The sequence below is a fragment of the Mycoplasma sp. 5912 genome (assembly GCF_054353835.1).
In genome coordinates this window covers 40,295-60,327 of record NZ_JBTHHI010000001.1, presented here as the reverse complement: position 1 = coordinate 60,327, position 20,033 = coordinate 40,295, and the positions used below count along the sequence as shown (strand labels likewise).

The window sequence follows — 20,033 nt, the reverse complement described above, 5'->3', positions numbered from 1 at the left end:
AATATGAAACACTTAAAATTAGATTTTTCAAAAGCCCCATCATTAGAAGAATTAAAATACTTACAACCTAAAATATCTCAAATCCATAACGATATAGTCAGCAAAAATGTTGCTGAAAAAGATTGGTTAGGTTGATATAATCTACCTGCGGATTATGATAAAGAAGAATTTAAAGCAATGCAAGAGAAAGCTGATTTTTGATTTAAAACTGGAATCGAAGTTGTTGTTGTTATTGGAATTGGAGGTTCATATTTAGGTGCTAAAAGTGGTTATGATTTTATCTACGGACCTTATTCAAGCAAAAAACCTAAAATGGAACTTTTATTTGCTGGAAATGATATTTCAGCAGAAACATTAGTTGCAAAACTAAAATATGTTGATGATAAAAAATTTGCTATTAATGTAATTTCCAAATCCGGAACCACATTAGAACCATCAATTGCTTTTCGTGAATTTAGAAAATTGCTTGAAAGTAAAATCGGTGATCAAGCAAGCGATTATATAGTTGCAACAACCGATAAACAAAAAGGTGTTTTATTTGAATTAGCAACCTTAAAAGGTTACCAAAAGTTTGTTGTTCCTGATGATGTCGGTGGACGCTTTTCGGTATTAACAGCAGTTGGTTTATTTCCGTTTTTATGTGCTGGAATCGATGCAAAAGGAATTTTAGATGCAGCAAACCAAACTAATAAAGAACTTTCTGAATCAAAACTTGAATCAAATCCTGCTTACTGATATGCTGCTGCTCGTTATCATTTATATAATAACAATTATGCTATCGAAATGATGGTTTCATACGAACCAAAACTACAATACTTCTTAGAATGATGAAAACAACTGTTTGGTGAATCTGAAGGAAAGGATGGAAAAGGGTTATGACCTACCAGTTGCTTATTTTCTACCGACTTACACTCGCTAGGACAAACGATTCAAGATGGTAATAAAATTCTTTTTGAAACTGTTTTAACCTTAGAAAACCCTTCTGCTAACATTGAATTTTCAAAAGAAGCAATTGATTATGACAAACTAAATTACCTAGCTTCAAATAATTTACACCAAGTTAATAACATTGCTTTTAATGCTACTGCAAATGCACATCATATCAGTGGTAAAATCCCTGTAATTCATATGTTATTTGACACATTTAATGAAGCAACCTTAGGAACCTTATTTATCTTCTTTGAACGAGCATTAGCAATGAGTGCATATTTATTAGGAGTTAATCCGTTCAACCAACCTGGTGTCGAAGTATATAAAAAGAATATGTTCAGTATGCTAGAAAAGAAATAATGAACAAAAAACGATTAGGACAATTCTTTACTATTTGTAATCCATTTGATAATATTATTTTCTTTAAGTGACTTAAAGAAAATAATTTATTATCCCATAATATCATATATTTAGAGCCTTTTGCAGGTTCTAATAATATACCTTTCTTGTTATCACAACTTAATTTAAATAACCCATGAAAATGTTTTGATATTCAACATTTTTATGATCAAAACAACAATCAAATTAATCATTTTGATAAATATCAAATTAACATCAATGATTCATTAAAAAACTATCCTAAAGGATATAAATTAGCTATTACTAATCCACCGTATTTAGCAAAAAATAGTGCAACACGTTCTAAGATAAATAATGATTTTGGTGGTTATGATGACTTATATAAATATGCTTTGGATATTATGCTTAAACATACTGATTTTGTTGCCGCAATTATTCCTGAAACTTTTATCACATCAACTAATTTAAATCTTAAAACTCGCTTATATGCAGTAATTTCGTTGCAAATGAAAATGTTTGATGATACTGAATGTCCAGTTTGTCTTGCTTTGTTTAACAAAAATTCTACTCAGGATTTTTTGGTGTATAAAAATGATGTTTTTATCGGTTGATATAAAGAGTTAAAACAACTTCAAAAGCAACCACAAAATCAATATAAATTTGTTTTTAATGATAATAATGGACAAATATGATTAAATGGCATCGATAATACAAAAAATGATAGTATTAGATTTTCATTAGCAGATTCAAAATGCAAAAATGTCAATAATTCATCACGAAGTTATACAAGAATTAAATTGCCTAATGACTGAAATCTTGATGATAATCAATTAAAAGCCTATATCAATGCATTAAACGATTATTTAGTTAAATATCGCTGCGAAACTAAGGATGTGTTTTTATCTTCGTTTAAAGGTTTAAGAAAGGACTTTAAATACCGTCGTAGACTTAGCTGGACTGAGGCAAAACGAATAATGAGTGTTGTCTATGAATTAGGTGGTTATGATGATTAACTGAGAATTGGAATTAAAGAAAAGAAGAATGCATAATATCAAGGATGTTAAAAGATTGCTGATACAAAATGATAAATCATTGCTAGAAAAAATTTATAAGGATGCAAATAGATATGATTTAGATGTTGATTTTATTAAGGATAAAATCATAAATGAGGATATTTTTGCTCTCATAAGATATGCAAAAGATCCAAATAAACAAAACATCCACGAAGATATTTTACTCGAATACTTTCACAATCAACTTTATAATGTTACCATCCACAAATTACCCAAAACTGGTAAGAATGCTAAATTTATCAACAGTTTCGGAAACATCCTTAATTTATCCAATCGTGAATATAATGAAATCACAAACAAAAGTATCGACTTTGAATCCATCAAAGACGATATAATTTTTTATTGCACTTTCAAATATACCAATGAAAAAGGTGGTGCTCAAGATAATCAAAGAAACGATGTGATGTCATTTATCGAAAATGCTAATAAAAATCAAGATGACAAAGTGAAATTCTTAGTCATCTTGGATGGAAATTACTATGTTGATCAAATTAATAAGATTAAAGAATGTATTAATTCTGAAAAGACATTTGTCTTAAATTCATCACAAATCTATGATTTCTTTGAATTTAAGACTTATCAAAAAGTAAAATAAACTATTTGAAGATATCCTTAAATTGATCAGGGTATAAATATGCCATTTTCTTTACAACCTGCTCAAAAGTAGTTGGATTATAAGGTAATCCACGATTTTTTAAATATGCATATTTTTGTGTATCAAAAACTAAAAAATTATTTGATCCTCAGTTTCCGGCTTGCTTATCTAAACCAACTACATTACCATCGCTATCATAAACCCCACTACCTGATGAACCACTTCCTCAGTCAAAATCTGGAACCTCTCCTCATAGTGCAGGGCGTACAGCATCAATGGTACTTTTATCATTACCATAATATTTAATCGGGTTATTACCGATTAAATATTCACGATAGCGTAATCCGGGATAACTTTCTTGATTACCTAAGGTAACAACCTTAGGTAGAGTTGCTATATAGAAGTTTAAATTATTAAAGGAACTAAGATATAAAGATAAATCCGAAATGTTTAATGGTTTAAGGTTTTTGAAATTAAGAAAGTGCTTTATTGCATTTTTTTCATGCTGAGTTAACAATCTTTCTTTGTATTTATATGTATCCAAATCTTTACCATCAAAGGTTGTAAAAATTGGTTTGAAATCTACAATAGCAACAATTGCATCGAGGTTATTATTTGTGCTTCTGCTGATAATTTCTCCATCAGTATTTTTAAAATTTCCATATGAATTTTGAACTTGTCCGCTAAAATCTAAAAATAAATCAAAAGTTATTCCTTGTTCACTGCTTGGTATTTCAAAATCAAACATATCACCATCAGGTGTTAGTTTTGGATATGTAAATTTTTTATCATTTGTATCATCCGAAGCATTATTTGCTTGTTTATCAGTATAAATTGGTAAATATTTATTGTTTTGTTGATCTTGGGTTGGTCTGTTAATATTAGTCGAAGAAATCAATTTAGGATGTTGAACTACAATTCTTTCATATCCGTTATGATGTTGCGTTCAAGTTCCAATCCCTGAATGACGATTGGTGTTTCAAACATGAAAATTAACAAAGGCATAATAACGAAAATCATTAGGATTATCATTAACTTTGGAAAAGATATTTCAAGTTCCATCAGCATCAGCATTTAAACTAAACACTCTGGATCTACCCTCTTCGATTGGTTTAACTGAATCTTCTTTATATAAACGTTTTGAACGGTCATCCTTAGCAGGTGCATCATCTAAAATATTATTTCTCGCTTCTATATTTTGAACTGTTTGATTATGTGTTTTTAATTCATATGTATTTTTATAACCAATTGATGAACCCTGAATTGAGTTTTTATCAAGTTTCTTAGCTTGTTTAAATTTAATTTTTTCATCTGTATCAGTTTCATTTTGAATTCAATTTACAAAAAATTCATTTCTCGAAATAAATGCTGAGCGACTAGTTGAATGATTATGTGTAGCAAGGATGTTATTAAAATGGATATTATTATTTCTTGTATGTAGTTTTAATGTAAGTTGATTATTTGTTAATGATAAACTAAATTTAATATTGCTCTTAATTTTTGAATACAGACTTTGTTGAAATGCAGGTGTTTCAGAAACATAATCATACATAAAATCAACATCATCAATATATTGGTTTTCTTGCAAGGTTTTCAAAGAAACAGGAACTCTAACACGCGAATGAATATTATCAAATTCATTTGCATCCTTAAACTCTCTTGGATTTAAATCAAGTTCAAAAACAAATCAGAAAATTATGTTCTCTTTATCAAAATCACTTGGGATAATAATTGAATTTAAATCTTCAGAAATAGATGCAGTAGCATTATTTTCGCTTAATTTAAAAATTGAATCATTAAGATATTCTCGAGTTTTAAATCAATGAATTTTTTGAGCTATATTATTTTTTGTAATTGTGTAATTACGGTCTGGATGGTTTTCTTTTGAATTTTTATATCTGGTTTTTCAGTTAAAATAATCAAAATTATAGTCTAAAACTGCATTAAAATTTTCAGGTGAAAAAGTAATGTTGCTTTGATGTGTTGTAGATAATAAATCATACTTTTTTACCTTACTTACAGATGAACCATCGTCAAGTTGGTTTTTAAGTTTATTTTCTGATGTTCAGTCAAAATTATATGAAAACTCAATGTTCTTATTAGAAACTTCTTTTCTTGGAATAAAATTTAGATAACTTTTATTATTTACTACATCAATATATTTAAGTTTATACTTAATTTGTTCTTGAAAGGCTGCGAGTGAAAATTTAGATAAATCTTTAAAAGGGATATAAATTTTCTTACTTGCTGGCACAGCATTTTCAACATCAAAGGCTTGATCTTTGTTTACAATAATAGTAGGACCAAATGGAAAATCTGTTTTCTTTTCTTCTTTATAAACTTTTTTCTCTACTTCAAAGTAGAAAACAAAAACTTTATCTGATAAAATTTTAACTTGTTCAGTTGTTCAATTAAATGAAGTTGTTGCAAAAATCTCTTTTGTGTTCTGATTTTTATAAATATCAAAGTTTTGCAACATTAAATTATCAAATGAATTATTTTTCTTAGAAAACTTATATTTTGACTGCAAATTAAAGGTTGCTACTTTATTATTATTAATAACAAGTTGGGTAATAATATAGTCATTTTGATAGTTACTTAGATTGTTTGCATTAAATGAAAGTTGATTACTATTAACACTTAAATCAATGTATTTTACTCAAGGATTATATTGGTCAAAACTTTTTACCAATGCTTTTGCAGATGTTATGCCTTCCGATGTGTTAGTAATATTTATAGTTATTGTATCATTTGTAACATTTATGCTAGAAACATCTACATTAGATGTTTGAGTATATTTGTTTTCAGTGTCATTTGAACTTGTTTTAGTAGTAGGAGCATCTAAATAATTAAAATATATAGGATAATAAGAATCTTTTGTTTTTAATGTATCTTTATTCAATTCATGAAAATCATTAGATGTATTAATATTTAAATCATTGCCTGAAATAAGATTAGCATTTTGCAAGGTAAAAATGTTACCATAGTTTTTGATATCATTATTTGAAACTGGTGCAGTATTTTCTTTTTGTGGTTTTTTTTCTGTGACAGTAAATGAATATGTGCCTGAGAAACTATTTTCAAATGTTTTTCAATTTCCATTTATATTTACTTGAAAGTTTTTAAATGTATATGTTCCATTCGAAAGATTGTTTATTGTAAAAGTATAATTTGTTGCATTATTTAATGTTATTTCACTGCTATAAATATCACTCCCATTTTTTGTTAATACTATTCTTGCAGATTTATTTTGATAAATATCTTTTATGTTATTTATAGTTACATCAACTTGGTTGTTAGCATTTGAATTTGGTTCTACCAATAGCGAACTATGATAAATATTAACATTAGTTACTTGATCTGGTAATGACAAGGTTTTAAAATTAAATTTGTTATTTGAATCGCTATAAATTAAATGATCTTGATTATCTTCATTATATGAAATAGATTTAATAAAATAACTTGTATTTTCACTTAAGTTATCTGCATTAATATTTAGTTTTAGCTGATTAGGACTTAGAATTTGGTAAGTAGCATTGTATCGGTAATCATTACTCAATATAAGTTTGAAAGTTAAATTCGGCTTAATAGTATTAAAATTTTTTGTTTGGATATTCAAAGATAAATTAGCAGAATTTGTAGTTATTTCAGATGACGAAAATTGTGCATTATTAAAGTCAAAATGATATTCATTTGGTTTTGACTCAGGATTGTTAGAGTTATCTGTTAAAGTTGTAAAAGAGATTTTTTGGGATTCTGAAGTGATTATATCGATGTTATTTAATAAAATTTGTGAAATATGATATGTAGAACTAGCAGCAAGATCACTAATTTGGTAAGAAGATGTGTTGTTATTTACAACAAAATCCTTATCAAATCCACTTTTGAATTGAATTTTAAGATTATATTCTTTGTTAGGTTCCAAATTTTGTAAATCTAACGATAAATTTACACTATGTGATTTTATATCAGTTGTTTTAATACTTCTTAAAATAGGATTCGCTTTAGTTTTGAAGCTAAATTTATTAGAATAGTTATTGGTATATATAACTTTACTACTACCATTAGAAAATAAAATGCTTTTGACAAAATAATTTGTATTAGCTTTCAAATTAGTTGCATTTACAGTTAATTTAATTTGATTTAAATCGATAACATTATAACTAGCATTATAGATTTGATCATTATTTAATATCACTTTAAATGTTGAATTTACATCTGAATTATTAAAATTTTCACTATTAAAAGTTATCGATGCATTAGCTGAATTTGTTGTTATTTCACTTGTTTTAAAAACTGCATTATCAAAATTAAATTTATACTCTTTTTGTTGTGGCTGGTTAGTTTGCATATCATCTAATGTTTTAAAAGATATTTTTTGATTATCTGATGTAATAACTTCTTGGTTATTAAGTAGAATTTGAGCAATTTGATATGTTGTATTGGTTTGAAGATTATCAATCAAGAATGTAGCATTTTGAGATGTTAACAAGAAATCATTTTGCATTCCATTGGTGAATTTAATTTTAAGATTATATTGTGTATTTGTTTGCAAATTGTTAAAAGCAACATTTAAATTTGCACTATTTTTTGTTATATCTGATATATTTACAGATTTTAAGGCAGGATTTATTGTATCAATAGATGTTGTTTGAAAAGCAAACTTATTAGCATCGCTATTTTTATAAATTTCTTTGCTTTGTTCTTGATTAACTAATAAAATAGATTTAACATAATAACTTGTGTTAGCACTCAAACCACTGGCATTAATGCTTAAACGAATCTTATTGCCATCTAAAACATAAGTTGCATCATAGTTTTTGTCATTATTTAAAACTACTTTAAATTGCACATTATTATTTCGAAAATTCTTTGCTATAAAATCCAAAACAACCGATGCAGAATTTGCATCAGTTTTTAAAACATTAAATGTTGCATCATTAAAATCAAACATACTTTGATCATCAGATTTTTTAGTTGTAAAAGTAATTTTTTGATTATTATTGTTAATAATATTTTGCGAATCAAGCAAAATTGAATTGATATGATATGTTGTATTAGCTGTTAAATTATCAATTGTAACTTTAATAGCTTTATTAGAATTAACACTAATATGCTTAGAAATTCCATTACTTAATTTTACTTCTAGATTATAAGTTTTATTTGGTAATAAATTATCGATTTGTATTGATATAAGTGCATTATTTGAACTTGTTGAAACAACTACAATATCTTTTAAATGTGGTTGTTTATCCGAATTATTTGCACACGCAATAGTTATAATTGGTGTTGCTAAAACAAGTGGACTTATAGTTCATAATTTCTTTTTCATAACAGTCCTTATTCAGTTGTTTAATCCTTATTTATAATGTTGAAAATATCATTATAAAGTTCTCATTCAGGCTTTGTATCATTTTCTTTTGGTAGTTGGTAAGATATAACTTTATTTGTAGTCTGATTAAATACAGATTTTGCTTGCAGTGCCTTTAGCATCACTTGAAGTTTTGCTCTTGTATATTTTGATTTCTTATTCGGATAATTTTTATCAAGCAGATACATAATATATTCTTTTAAAAAACTTGCTAAACAAATCAATAAATTATATGCATCATAGTGGTTTTTTTGATATATATACCAAAATTCATTTCGAATATCATCTTCAAATAAGTCAACATTTTTTAGAACTTGTTTTGCATCTGAATCAACCTTTTTAATCATCGATGCAGTAATATCTGTTAAATTAGTCTTATAAACCAAATAACCATCGAGTTCCTTTGATTTCTCAATTGATTCTAAATCGAGATCCATTATTGGGTCTTCATCTAAAAAGCGTCCTAAATCATATCCTGATAAATTACCCAAAGTTCTCTCATCTTCAGCAGTATTTTCATAATCTTCTAAAAATTCATTCCTTAACATCTGATCTTCATGTTCAAGTTTTTTATTTCAAATTATAACCTGTTTAATATCATACGTTTTTGAATCAATTTGTAGTTTTTTGTCTCTTTGTTTTTCTTTACTTCCATCTTTAAAATGTTTATAATCACCTTGATCCAGAATGTAATCAAAATCTGAACGATCACCATAAAATGCAGAAATTGATGTAATGAAATTTATATTGTTTTCAAGCATATAATGAATATTTTCTTCAGTTATCATTTCTTTTTCTATTGAAAATGTTGGATTTGAATTAGGAAACATTTTTAAATAAGCATCTAAAAAGTCGGCAAGATACTGGGATTCATCACCAAAAGTTACATTATAAGTTTGCACAAACACAGGAGCACCTAACTTGTTAAAAGCCGCAACAACATTCTTTTGGGTTCGTCAAAAATCATTATAGGAGTATTTTGTTCCTGCTTTTTTAGAATTATCGAATTCTGCATATGTCATAGGTTTAACTGCAACATATAAAATTTTGCTATCTGTCATTTGCTCACTAATTCTTTGAACATTTTTATATAATATTTTATGATTCTTTCAAATATTATTAAGTGCTTTTATGTATATATTATCTTTGTAGTCTGATTTTTTATATATTTTATCAAGTTCAATTAATTTATCCGATGCTCCCCTTACATCTGTTAAAAACAAATTAAGTAATGTCATAGTCACAGTGTTTTTTAAATCATCTTTATCATATTTAAAATGATCAAACAAACCGATGTTATTAATTAGTTTTGTTAATCATAATTCATTAGGATTTCTAGTTGGATAAGTTAATTTTGCTTCCGATAAAGCGTTTTCAATATATGCTTTTAAATCTGTGTAATCTTCATTAACTATATTTTTTAAATCATAATCACTAATAGCAGATTCAATCAATGGTATATGTCATGGATATTTTTTACTTAATTTAGTATATAATCCTAAATCCACAACATTAGTCATTTTATCCATACCATCATAATTCTTTTGTTTTGCTATATAAACATGAAGATTTTTATCTGCATTATTATCTAAATTTACAACTAATTTCATAGTAAAATTATATCACTATGAAATTAAAAAACTACATAGAAAACTATGCAGTTTTAGGTTTTTTGTATCATTTTATTAGTTTGCTTGCTTCAAAATATATAGTAAGTAATAATCCAAATAATATCGGTGCTAACCAATATGCAACATTATAATTAGTTATCTTAGAGATATCAGCCATTTTAAATGCTACTCTTATTCCAGGTACAAATGCTACAAAGATTACACAAATCAATGAAAATAGTGATGCTGCATAAACTAATTTATATTCTTTAATATTACATCTAAAGATAGATTTTACAGACATCAAATTAATTGAATTAATACTTGCACCAACTCCTAAGGCAATGAATGTTGCAGTAGATGTCAGTTTGATAAAATCATCGCCTTTGATGTTATTAGAAATGGCCACTAAAGCAGCTGTCAAATATGCTAATAGAGCACCAATTGAGATAATTACACTTTGAATAAGTAATTGCTTTCATAACCCATTTGCAAAAATACTCTGGTTCTTATTAATCGGTTTTTGCTGCATCACATCTAAATTGCTTGGTGTCATACCTAGTGCAATCGCTGGTAGTCCGTGAGTTAATAAGTTAATTCATAAAAGTTGTGAAGCCGATAGCACTATTACTTCAGCATCCGCTATTATGTGTTTTTTAAAGATAATTGATAAAACAAACAATCCGATAATCATTACAATAATTTCACTTAATGAAGAAACTAAAAGGTTTAAAATAACAGTTTTGATGCGATTATATGTTTCGCGACCACTTTTAATTGCTTTAACAATTGTAGTGAAGTTATCATCAGTCAAAATCACATCTGCTGCTTGTTTTGATACATCAGTCCCTGTAATCCCCATTGCAACACCAACATCGGATGCTTTTAAAGCAGGAGCATCATTTACTCCATCACCAGTCATCGCTACTACTTCATGATAACCTTGTCAAGCTTTCACTATTCTTAATTTATCAGTCGGTGACACACGAGCATAGACACTAATATTACGAACATTTTTATATAACTCATCATCAGTCATCGTTGCTAATTGAGCTCCTGTGATAGCTTTATCACCATATTTATAAATTCCTAAATCAGTAGCTATTGCTGTAGCAGTAGTAAGATGGTCACCGGTAATCATAACAGGGTGGATACCAGCTTGTTTTGCTATTTCAATACTTTCTTTAACTCCTGCCCGAGGTGGATCTTGCATTGCGATAAGTCCTAAAAAGACTAAATTATTTTCATCATCAAATGTAATTTTTTCAGCACTTGCATCCATTTTTTTATAACCAACTGCGATTACACGGTAAGATTTTTGTGCCCAACTTTCATTTAATTGGTATTGATATTCACTAGCATCCTTGCTCTTAGCAAAAATTACATCAGGGGCACCTTTAGTTATTAGAATTTTTTCTCCTTTCGGATTCTTTACCAAAACTGACATTGTTTTTCGATCTGAATCAAAAGGAAGTGAATCTAATTTTTGAAAAGCTTGATAAAACATCTGAGCAGAGTTTTGGTTATCTAGTCCAAACCTAAGTATTCCAGTTTCGGTTGGGTCCCCTACTTCAATGTATTCTCCATTTTCTCCTATTTGCACACTAGCATCACAACAAGCAACAAAAGCACCTAATGCCGAAGATTTTTCATATGGAACATCTGGATCAATTGCATCATATAAATGCATTACAGTCATTTTATTTTCAGTAAGTGTTCCGGTTTTATCTGAACAGATTACACTAGTAGCTCCTAAAGTCTCAACCGCAGGAAATGCTTTAATAATGACATGTTTTTTAGTCATTGTTGCTACACCAATAGCCAATAACACAGTTGTAAAAGTAATCAATCCTTCTGGAATAGCAGCAACAGCCAGTGAAATCCCTATTATTACAGCATTAGAATAAACTTCTGGGTTATTTCAAATGTTTGTGAAAACATTTGAAATAATAAATTGAATAACTGTTGTTATAACTAATAAAACAACACCTGATATTCCAAAAAGTTTACTTAATTTATTAAGTTTAATTTGTAAAGGAGTAAATTGCGGTTTTTGTTCTTGAATCAGTTTATTAATATTACCTATTTGAGTGTCTTTTCCAATTGCGACTACTTCTGCAACACAGTGTCCGTTAGTTAAATAAGTTCCCGCAAAAACGCGATTGGTATTTTCAATAATATTTTGATGTTGATTATCTTCTAATGCGTTTTTTTCAACAGGTAATGATTCACCAGTCAAGGCCGCTTCAACAACATTAACACAGTAAGCTTGCAATATTTTTGCATCGGCTCCGGCATAATCTCCTGCATCTAAAACAATAATATCACCTACAACCAATTCTTCAGCCGGTAAATGCATCAGTTGTCCATCACGATACACTTTAGAAATCAATTGATTGTTTTTTTCTAATGCTTTAACTGCTTGATCACTTTTTATTTCTTGATATGTACCTAAAATCGAATTTAAAACTATCACTATTAAAATAATTAAAGGTTCAATAAATCCAACAATAATATCCGTTTGACTTTTAGAATTTTTACTTACTGTTTCATATATTGCAACTGCAAATGAAAAAGCTGCAGCAATTAAAAGCAAAATAATCATAAAGTCTTTAAATTGTGATATAAAAACTTTAAAAATATTTAATTTTTTTTCACTAGTAATTTTATTAAATCCATTTTCTTGTTGTTTTTGTTTTGCTTGTTGTGATGTTAAACCACTATAAATAATATCTTGATTCAAAACTCTCCTTTCTTAGATATAAAAACACAAATTAATGTGTTTTTATTATTCTATTTTATCTTTTGTTTCTATATCAATGTCTTCTATATCTAAATTAATATTAGGATAAGAACTATTTATATTTAAATCATTAACTATTTTAATTTTATTTATCATTCTAAAGTTATGTATTATTATTCCACCTAATACAAAAATACCTAATAATCCTAATGTGCTGACATAATTAAGGTATGGAATATTATGAGATGCAATGCTAAGTGCAAGCAAAGCATACATAAAAGGTCATAATTTCTTAATTTTCTGCATTTGAATACTTTGAAAATCATCGTGATAGAGGAAAACCAAGGTAACTATACCAATAATAAACATAATTGCAAAAATAACATAAGAAACAATTGCTACAGGGGATGAAGAATCAGCTAAAAAATTCAAAATTTTATATCCTGTTTCTGTTTCATTTAATTTTTCATCATCACTTATACTCTTTATTATTCCTACAAATAAAATAATTATATAAACAGTTGCAATTAATTGTTGTAAAATAAATAACCCAAAAAAACCTCAAGTCAAAAAATATATTCTTTTTTGTTTTTTATCCATAATTTGTTTATCCTTATATATAAAAATTATAACTATTTTTTATTTTATATTAAGGATATTATTAACTTTTTAACAACAACATAAACATAATAAATGCAGATGCGATAAAAACTACACCTAAAAATAATGGAATATTATACTTTGCTCGCTGCCAAGCAGGTAAATACATTTCGGTTGCTTCATAAGTAGTTTTTTTGTTTCTAGGGTTATCACGATTATATTCATCCATTTGTAACTGCTTATAATTACGAATTTTTGCTATGGAATATTTAGCATAAATTACAAAACAAATTAATGCTAAAACAACAAATAATACTCCCAAGGGAATTAAGGTGTTTTTAGGTATTTTTTCTGCTGCTCTACCTGGAATGTCTACATCAAAATACATAAACAAATCATTCAAATTAAATATCATATTTTTATTTTAGCAAAATTTATTTTTTGAATAAATTATTAGCTTTTTTGTACTCGTATAATTGCACCATCTCTTTAAGTTTCGCAACTGATGCACTATCATCATAAGGTTTATTATCTTTTTCATTAATTCACAAAATTACAAGGTAATAAACAAAGATTTTTTGTTGAATTAAATATTCTTCTCAATAATTTTCATAACGATCTAAGAAAATTTGTTCTTGCTCTGGATTTAAAAATGAACCACAAATAAAGTATGCTAAATCAAAATGCTTATCACCCATAGATGCATATTCTCAATCTACAAAATAAATTTTTCCTTGTTCATCTTTAACTATATTGCCAGATCATAAGTCATTATGCAATGGACGATTATTTTCGCTATGAGAAAGGATGTTATTGATGCGTTTATAATATTCATCGATAACAGGTACTTTCAAGCCTTTGTCTCTTATAATGCGACGGTATTCTTTAACACGTGCCGCATGATTAGTTTTTGGAAATTTTAAACCTGAATCATGTAATTTACGAAAGTTATCAGCAATTTGATGTAAATCAGATGTGCTAAAATCTACCTTTAAATTTTTAATAAACTCCCATTTTGAATGATTTTGATCATTTTCAAGTAATTTTGGTACAAAATCAAACACTGAAAGGATGCTATAATCAAGTTTATGATTAAATTTATCAAACTTTTTATATTGCAAAAAGTAATCACCATCGTGATATGATTCATTTGTATAACCGATATTAATTTTTTCCATTTTACTCCTTTATTTTGAAATATTATATATTTAAATAAAAATTCAAAGCATAAAATGTATAATATTAATTATGTCTATAAATAAAGAGAGTTTTTTAAAATCTAGATTAATCCCTGCATTAATAATGTTAATTGCATTAGTTGCTTTATTGGTGCTAACACGATATAGTTTTTATTGATCATATCCATTATATCAAAGCTCATTAGGTGGTTTTTGAGCAGTGCGAGCAATAGCATTGATTTTTGTTTTCATTTTTGCATATTGAATCTTTTTTGAAGTTTCCTTAGCCTTTTTACAGCATAAAATTTATGCTGCTATTCAAGCACTGTTGCTAAATTCATTAATGTTTTTAGGAACTAATTTTTTAAACTTAGTTATCACATCAAGTAATATAAGCAGTTTGGATGCTTTTGAATTAAGATTATGAACTGATTGACAAGCACACTTGATGTTATTGGTTAATGTTCTTATTTTTATTATTTTTAGAATTATCATTATCAAAAATGTTTATTTTACAGAATTATTTTTAAAGGCATTGTTGTTTTTACTAACTAGTTTAATATTAAGTTTTTTCATAAAAACATTTTTATTTTTAAACACTGTTTCATCTGGTTTAGAATATATCCTCTTATTTATTTTAATCGCTGTTAGTTCGGATATAGGTGGATATTTTGGTGGAAAATACCTAGGACATAAGATGTTTAAAAATAAAATGGCACCATTAATTTCGCCTAAAAAGACTTGAGAAGGTGCTTTTGTAGGGTATGTTGCTGCACTAATAATTAGTTTTGTGTTTATTTATGCTTATTTTGGAGTTGCAAAGGGGTATGATATTAATACCGATGTTGCATCTGTTCTAAATTCATCTAAAAATACCACTGCTGCAATAGTTATTTTGCTTACATTAGCGCCAATTGCTGCAATTACAGGTGATTTATATTTTTCTTTTATAAAACGTAAATTAGCAATAAAAGATTTTTCGAGAATTTTAGCAGGTCACGGTGGAATTGTTGATCGAATCGATAGTATTTCACTAATCTTCTTTATTTGAACATTTTTAGCATTATTTAGGGGATAAAATGAGTTTTTACAAAGATCGCACCTTTGCAAACTTTGCTTCAGAAATTGGTTTAGGAAATATTGAAGCATTTTCTGAAGCATACATTGCTGCAATTTCAGAACTGCAAACACGAAATTCAAAAAGAATTATCGAAGTAGATTTAAAGCTACCATATGCACCAAAAATAACTGATTTAGTAAAGCTTCTAAAAGCATTAAAAAGCGAACGAGGAAGCAAATACCGTGTTATTTATAGCATTAATGACTATGTTATCGATGCTCCGATGTTTCGTGATTATATTACCACTATTATTAAGTCAAAAACAAAAAGTAAAATGTTTGTAAATTTGGATAACATGCTAAATCAAACACCTAAAAATCTTTATGTAAATCACGAAAATCAAAAGTGATTTATTTTATACGATGATGCAAGTATTAAGTACGAGGTAGTTGAAGCAATTGAATTTTTAACTAAAAAAATGCACGAATTTGGTTTATTAAAATTTCAAATCGGATCTCAATTTTATGAAAAAGTTATTGAAGAAGAGATCCCTAATGTTGATTTAAATTTAGTATATCAAAAACTCAAAGAAGAACAAGTTAGAGTTGAAATCCCTGCACAAAATAGCAATAAACCGTTAATCAAAAGAAAATCAAAAGAGTATTATAAAACATCAATCAAGGATATTGATAATTTAGACCACAATAAAGAACAGCATTATATTAGTGTTGAAGGAATGATTTATAAAACCGATATATCTGATAATGCAAATTACAAAATTAATAAGTACTTTATAACAGATTTTTCAGATGCGTTGCAATGTATTCAATATCTAAACAATGATGCAGAACAAGTTGAAACCTTTAAAATAAATGATTTTGTCAAAATCAACGGGGTATTAATTTTCAAACAAGTTGGTGCTGAATACCGTCGAACATTAAGAATTTATTCAATTACAAAAATTAATAATCCTATTTCACTAAGAGTTGATGATAATGAAGAAAAAAGAATCGAATTAAATACAAAATCCAAGATGAATGCAATGGACAGTGTCTTTGATGCAGCTGATATAGTTAAAATTGCTAAACAAATGGGACATAAAGCAGTGGCTATTTTAGATTCAAATAGTGTGCAATCTTTCCCCAAATTTGTTGCTGAAGCAAAAAAAGCAGGAATCAAACCTATTTATGGAGCAAGTTTAGATTTAATAAATGAAAATAATCAAATAATATTAACAAAAGACTTTGATGCACATATCAAATTAGTTGAAAGTGAATATGTGATTTTCGATATTGAAACAACTTCACTTTCTCCCAAACTAGGTGAAATAATTGAATTTGGTGCTACTGTAGTTCAAAATGGTAAAAAAATAGGTAGTGAACAATTTTTTATCAAATGCAACAGTAAGCTCTCTGAATTTACTCAAAAACTTACCAATATAACTCAATCGATGCTGGATGATTATGGATTAGATTTGAAAGTAGGATTGCAAAAAATCTATAATTTATTAAATAACAAAATCGCTGTAGCACACAATGCTAATTTCGATATGCATTTTATCTTACAAAAATTTATCGATAATAATATGCAACTTCCTAATACAGTTTTTATCGATTCATTGATGATTTCTAGACTTTTATTTTCTGATAAAAACAAGCACTCATTAGGAGATTTTTGCAGTTATTTCAATGTTGAATACAACTCATCTGTAGCACACCGTGCTGACTATGATGCAGAAATACTTTCTCTTGCTTTTATTCAATCGCTTTTTAGTTTTCAACAACAACAAGTATTGACACTAGGTGATTTATATCATTATTTACCTAATCCTGAAGCATTTTATAAAAAAGTTCGTTCAAATTATCAATACAGCATCTTGGCTAAGAATCAGTTGGGATTAAAAGAACTTTTTCAGCTGGTTTCAATGACTCTAACACAAAGATTTTGAGGACAACCAAAACTTTTTTATAATGATTTACAGGGTAAAAAGAATATTCTAATAGGTTCTGGTGGACTAAAAGGTGAATTAATTAATGCACTAATATATTCATCAGATTTGAAAATAAATGAAGTTATAGATCGCTGTGACTATATCGAAATTCCGCATATTGATGCATTAAAACATTTATATATAAACACTGAATATACAAAAGAACAGATTGAAAATCTTTTGAAACAAGTTATCAAATTAGCACTTTCAAAAAACAAAATTGTTGTAGCGATCGGGGATTGTCGTTATGAAAATCCTAATGATCAAATTTTTTATAAGAGTCTTGTTTATGCAAAAGGCCTAGGTGGAAGTCGTCATTTTTTACTTAAAACCAAAAATAGCAAAGAAGAACGTAGCAAAGATGATGAAGATGATAATCAAAAAGACACAATAAAACGAATTGATTTTACTGTTATCCCCGATTTATATTATTTAAATACTAAGCAAATGCTTGAAGGTTTTAGTTATTTAAATTTTGAATTAGCTAAGCTAATTGTAATTGATAACAGCCATAAAATTTCACAGATGATTGATGATGACATCGTTGTTATTAAAGATAAATTGTATACACCTACAGTTGAAAACTCAAAAGAAAAACTTAAGAATTTAGTTTATCAGACTGCAAAAGATAAATATGGAGAAAATTTACCACAAATTATTTCAGAACGCATCAAAAGTGAATTAGATCCCATTTTAAAATATGACTTTGATGTGATCTACTGAATTTCACATCTTTTGGTTAAAAAATCACTTGATAACGGGTATTTAGTAGGAAGTCGTGGTAGTGTCGGTTCTTCTTTAGTTGCAACATTAGCAGGTATTACCGAAGTAAATCCTCTTCCACCACATTATATTTGTGATAAATGCAAGCATTTTGAATTAGTTGAAAATCCACCTACCACATCCGGCTTTGATTTAGATGATAAAAATTGTCCTATATGTGCAACTATTATGGATAAAGATGGCAATTCAATTCCGTTTGAAACTTTTTTAGGTTTTAATGCCGATAAAGTTCCTGATATTGATTTAAACTTCTCAGGTGATTATCAAAAAAATATTCATGATGAAATCAAACATATCTTTGGTCAAGATAAAACTTTTCGTGCTGGGACAATCTCAACAATACAAGGACGTACAGGTTTCGGTTATATAAAAAATATGGCTGAAGAATTTAATATTCCATACTCAAACGATTTTATTGACTTTTTATCAACTAAATTAGAAGGTGTCAAGCGCACAACTGGACAGCATCCGGGTGGAATCATTATCATACCAAATCAATTTAGTGTTGAAGACTTCACCCCGATTAATTTCCCTGCTGATGATATTAAATTAGATTGAAAAACTACACATTTAGATTATCGTGCAATTCACGATAATATTATTAAGTTTGATATTTTAGGACATGTTGATCCAACAGCAATTAAAATGTTAGAGACATTAACAGGTTTAAATGTTAAAACTGACATTCCTAAAAAAGATGCAAAAGTAATGTCGCTTTTTTATTCAACAAAAGCTATGAACATCAAACCAGATGACATCGGTAATGAAACAACTGGAGCATTAGGATTACCAGAATTTGGTACACAATTTGTTCGTAAAATGCTTGCTGAAGCACAACCTAAATCATTTGCTGATTTAATTTCGCTTTCTGGCCTTTCACACGGAACCGATGTATGAAAAGGTAATGCACAGGATTTAGTTAAAGAACACGGGATGTCATTGAACGAAGTTATCTCCTGTCGCGATGATATTATGAATTTTCTTATCTCGCTTGGTGTTGATCCACTTTATTCATTCAACATTATGGAAAAAGTGCGTAAAGGGAAAGGATTAACACCTGAAGAAGAAAATGAATTACGAACACATAATGTACCTGAATGAGCAATAAAAAGTATGAAATTAATTAAATATATGTTTCCAAAAGCGCATGCTACTGCTTATGTTTTAATGGCTTGACGGGTTGCATGATTTAAATTATATAAACCATTAGAGTATTATGCAACTTATTTTAGTACTCGTGTTGAAGAATTTGACTTAGATACCTTAGTAGAAGATATTGGGATGCATAAAATAAATGAAAAAATTCGTGAATTAAATGCATTGGTAAATCCTAAAGTGAATGACAAACAACTTCTAACTACCTTAGAAATAGCACGTGAATACTATGCTCGTGGATTTAGCATCAGTAATATAAATTTAGAAATTTCAAAAGTTAAGGAATGAGTTATTGATTATGAAAATAACTGTCTAATACCTCCATTTACAACTATTAAGAGTTTAGGTATTGCTGCTGCCGAAAAACTTGTTGCTGCCCGTTCTGAAATGAAATTTAAATCACGTGAAGACTTTAAAACACGAAGTGGAATCAATCAAACTTTGTATAAAAGGTTATTAGAACTTAAAATACTAGATCACTTGCAGGAAAATGATCAAATGACTTTATTTTAATCTAACAAAACATGTATTTTGTTCATACAGGTTTTTGTAAAATGAATAATAAAATCTGTAGAATTTGCTAAT

At 27.8% G+C, this 20,033-nt stretch carries 11 protein-coding genes; 5 read left to right on the top strand and 6 right to left on the bottom strand.

Features of this window, described 5'->3' with window-relative positions:
* Positions 1-3: 3 nt before the first annotated feature.
* From ACXYRP_RS00170 to ACXYRP_RS00160, 3 genes are read left to right on the top strand one after another with little or no spacing between them, the layout of a single operon-like run.
* Positions 4-1,290: a glucose-6-phosphate isomerase gene (locus tag ACXYRP_RS00170; RefSeq protein WP_458614938.1), complete on the top strand. Its 1,287-nt coding sequence runs from the start codon at positions 4-6 to the stop codon at positions 1,288-1,290.
* Positions 1,290-2,303 (top strand): hypothetical protein, encoded by a 1,014-nt coding sequence (locus ACXYRP_RS00165; RefSeq protein ID WP_458614937.1) that lies wholly within the window; start codon positions 1,290-1,292, stop codon positions 2,301-2,303. Before ACXYRP_RS00170 ends, ACXYRP_RS00165 begins: the two co-directional genes overlap by 1 nt.
* Positions 2,296-2,958: a hypothetical protein gene (locus ACXYRP_RS00160; protein ID WP_458614936.1), complete on the top strand. Its 663-nt coding sequence runs from the start codon at positions 2,296-2,298 to the stop codon at positions 2,956-2,958. Before ACXYRP_RS00165 ends, ACXYRP_RS00160 begins: the two co-directional genes overlap by 8 nt.
* 1 nt (position 2,959) lies before the next feature.
* On the opposite strand, the gene ACXYRP_RS00155 is transcribed toward ACXYRP_RS00160, so the two are convergent.
* From ACXYRP_RS00155 to ACXYRP_RS00130, 6 genes are all read right to left on the bottom strand, one after another.
* Positions 2,960-8,290, bottom strand: a complete 5,331-nt coding sequence (locus tag ACXYRP_RS00155; protein WP_458614935.1) for a hypothetical protein — start codon at positions 8,288-8,290, stop codon at positions 2,960-2,962.
* 20 nt (positions 8,291-8,310) lie between these two features.
* Positions 8,311-9,939 (bottom strand): hypothetical protein, encoded by a 1,629-nt coding sequence (locus ACXYRP_RS00150; protein WP_458614934.1) that lies wholly within the window; start codon positions 9,937-9,939, stop codon positions 8,311-8,313.
* 43 nt (positions 9,940-9,982) lie between these two features.
* Entirely contained in the window at positions 9,983-12,682 is a 2,700-nt protein-coding gene (locus tag ACXYRP_RS00145) for a cation-translocating P-type ATPase (RefSeq protein ID WP_458614933.1), read from the bottom strand.
* Between the two features lie 45 nt (positions 12,683-12,727).
* The gene (locus ACXYRP_RS00140) at positions 12,728-13,282 is read right to left on the bottom strand and encodes a hypothetical protein (RefSeq protein ID WP_458614932.1); all 555 of its coding nucleotides are present in this window, start codon (positions 13,280-13,282) and stop codon (positions 12,728-12,730) included.
* Positions 13,283-13,343: 61 nt separating this feature from the next.
* Positions 13,344-13,697, bottom strand: a complete 354-nt coding sequence (locus ACXYRP_RS00135; protein WP_458614931.1) for a hypothetical protein — start codon at positions 13,695-13,697, stop codon at positions 13,344-13,346.
* A gap of 19 nt (positions 13,698-13,716) precedes the next feature.
* Positions 13,717-14,460: a phosphotransferase gene (locus ACXYRP_RS00130; protein WP_458614182.1), complete on the bottom strand. Its 744-nt coding sequence runs from the start codon at positions 14,458-14,460 to the stop codon at positions 13,717-13,719.
* Positions 14,461-14,530: 70 nt separating this feature from the next.
* Here ACXYRP_RS00130 and ACXYRP_RS00125 point away from each other — a divergent pair, with 70 nt between their 5' ends.
* Positions 14,531-15,538: a phosphatidate cytidylyltransferase gene (locus tag ACXYRP_RS00125; protein ID WP_458614930.1), complete on the top strand. Its 1,008-nt coding sequence runs from the start codon at positions 14,531-14,533 to the stop codon at positions 15,536-15,538.
* A gap of 1 nt (position 15,539) precedes the next feature.
* Complete coding sequence (locus ACXYRP_RS00120; RefSeq protein WP_458614183.1) at positions 15,540-19,961, top strand: PolC-type DNA polymerase III; 4,422 nt, start codon at positions 15,540-15,542, stop codon at positions 19,959-19,961.
* Positions 19,962-20,033 lie beyond the last annotated feature (72 nt).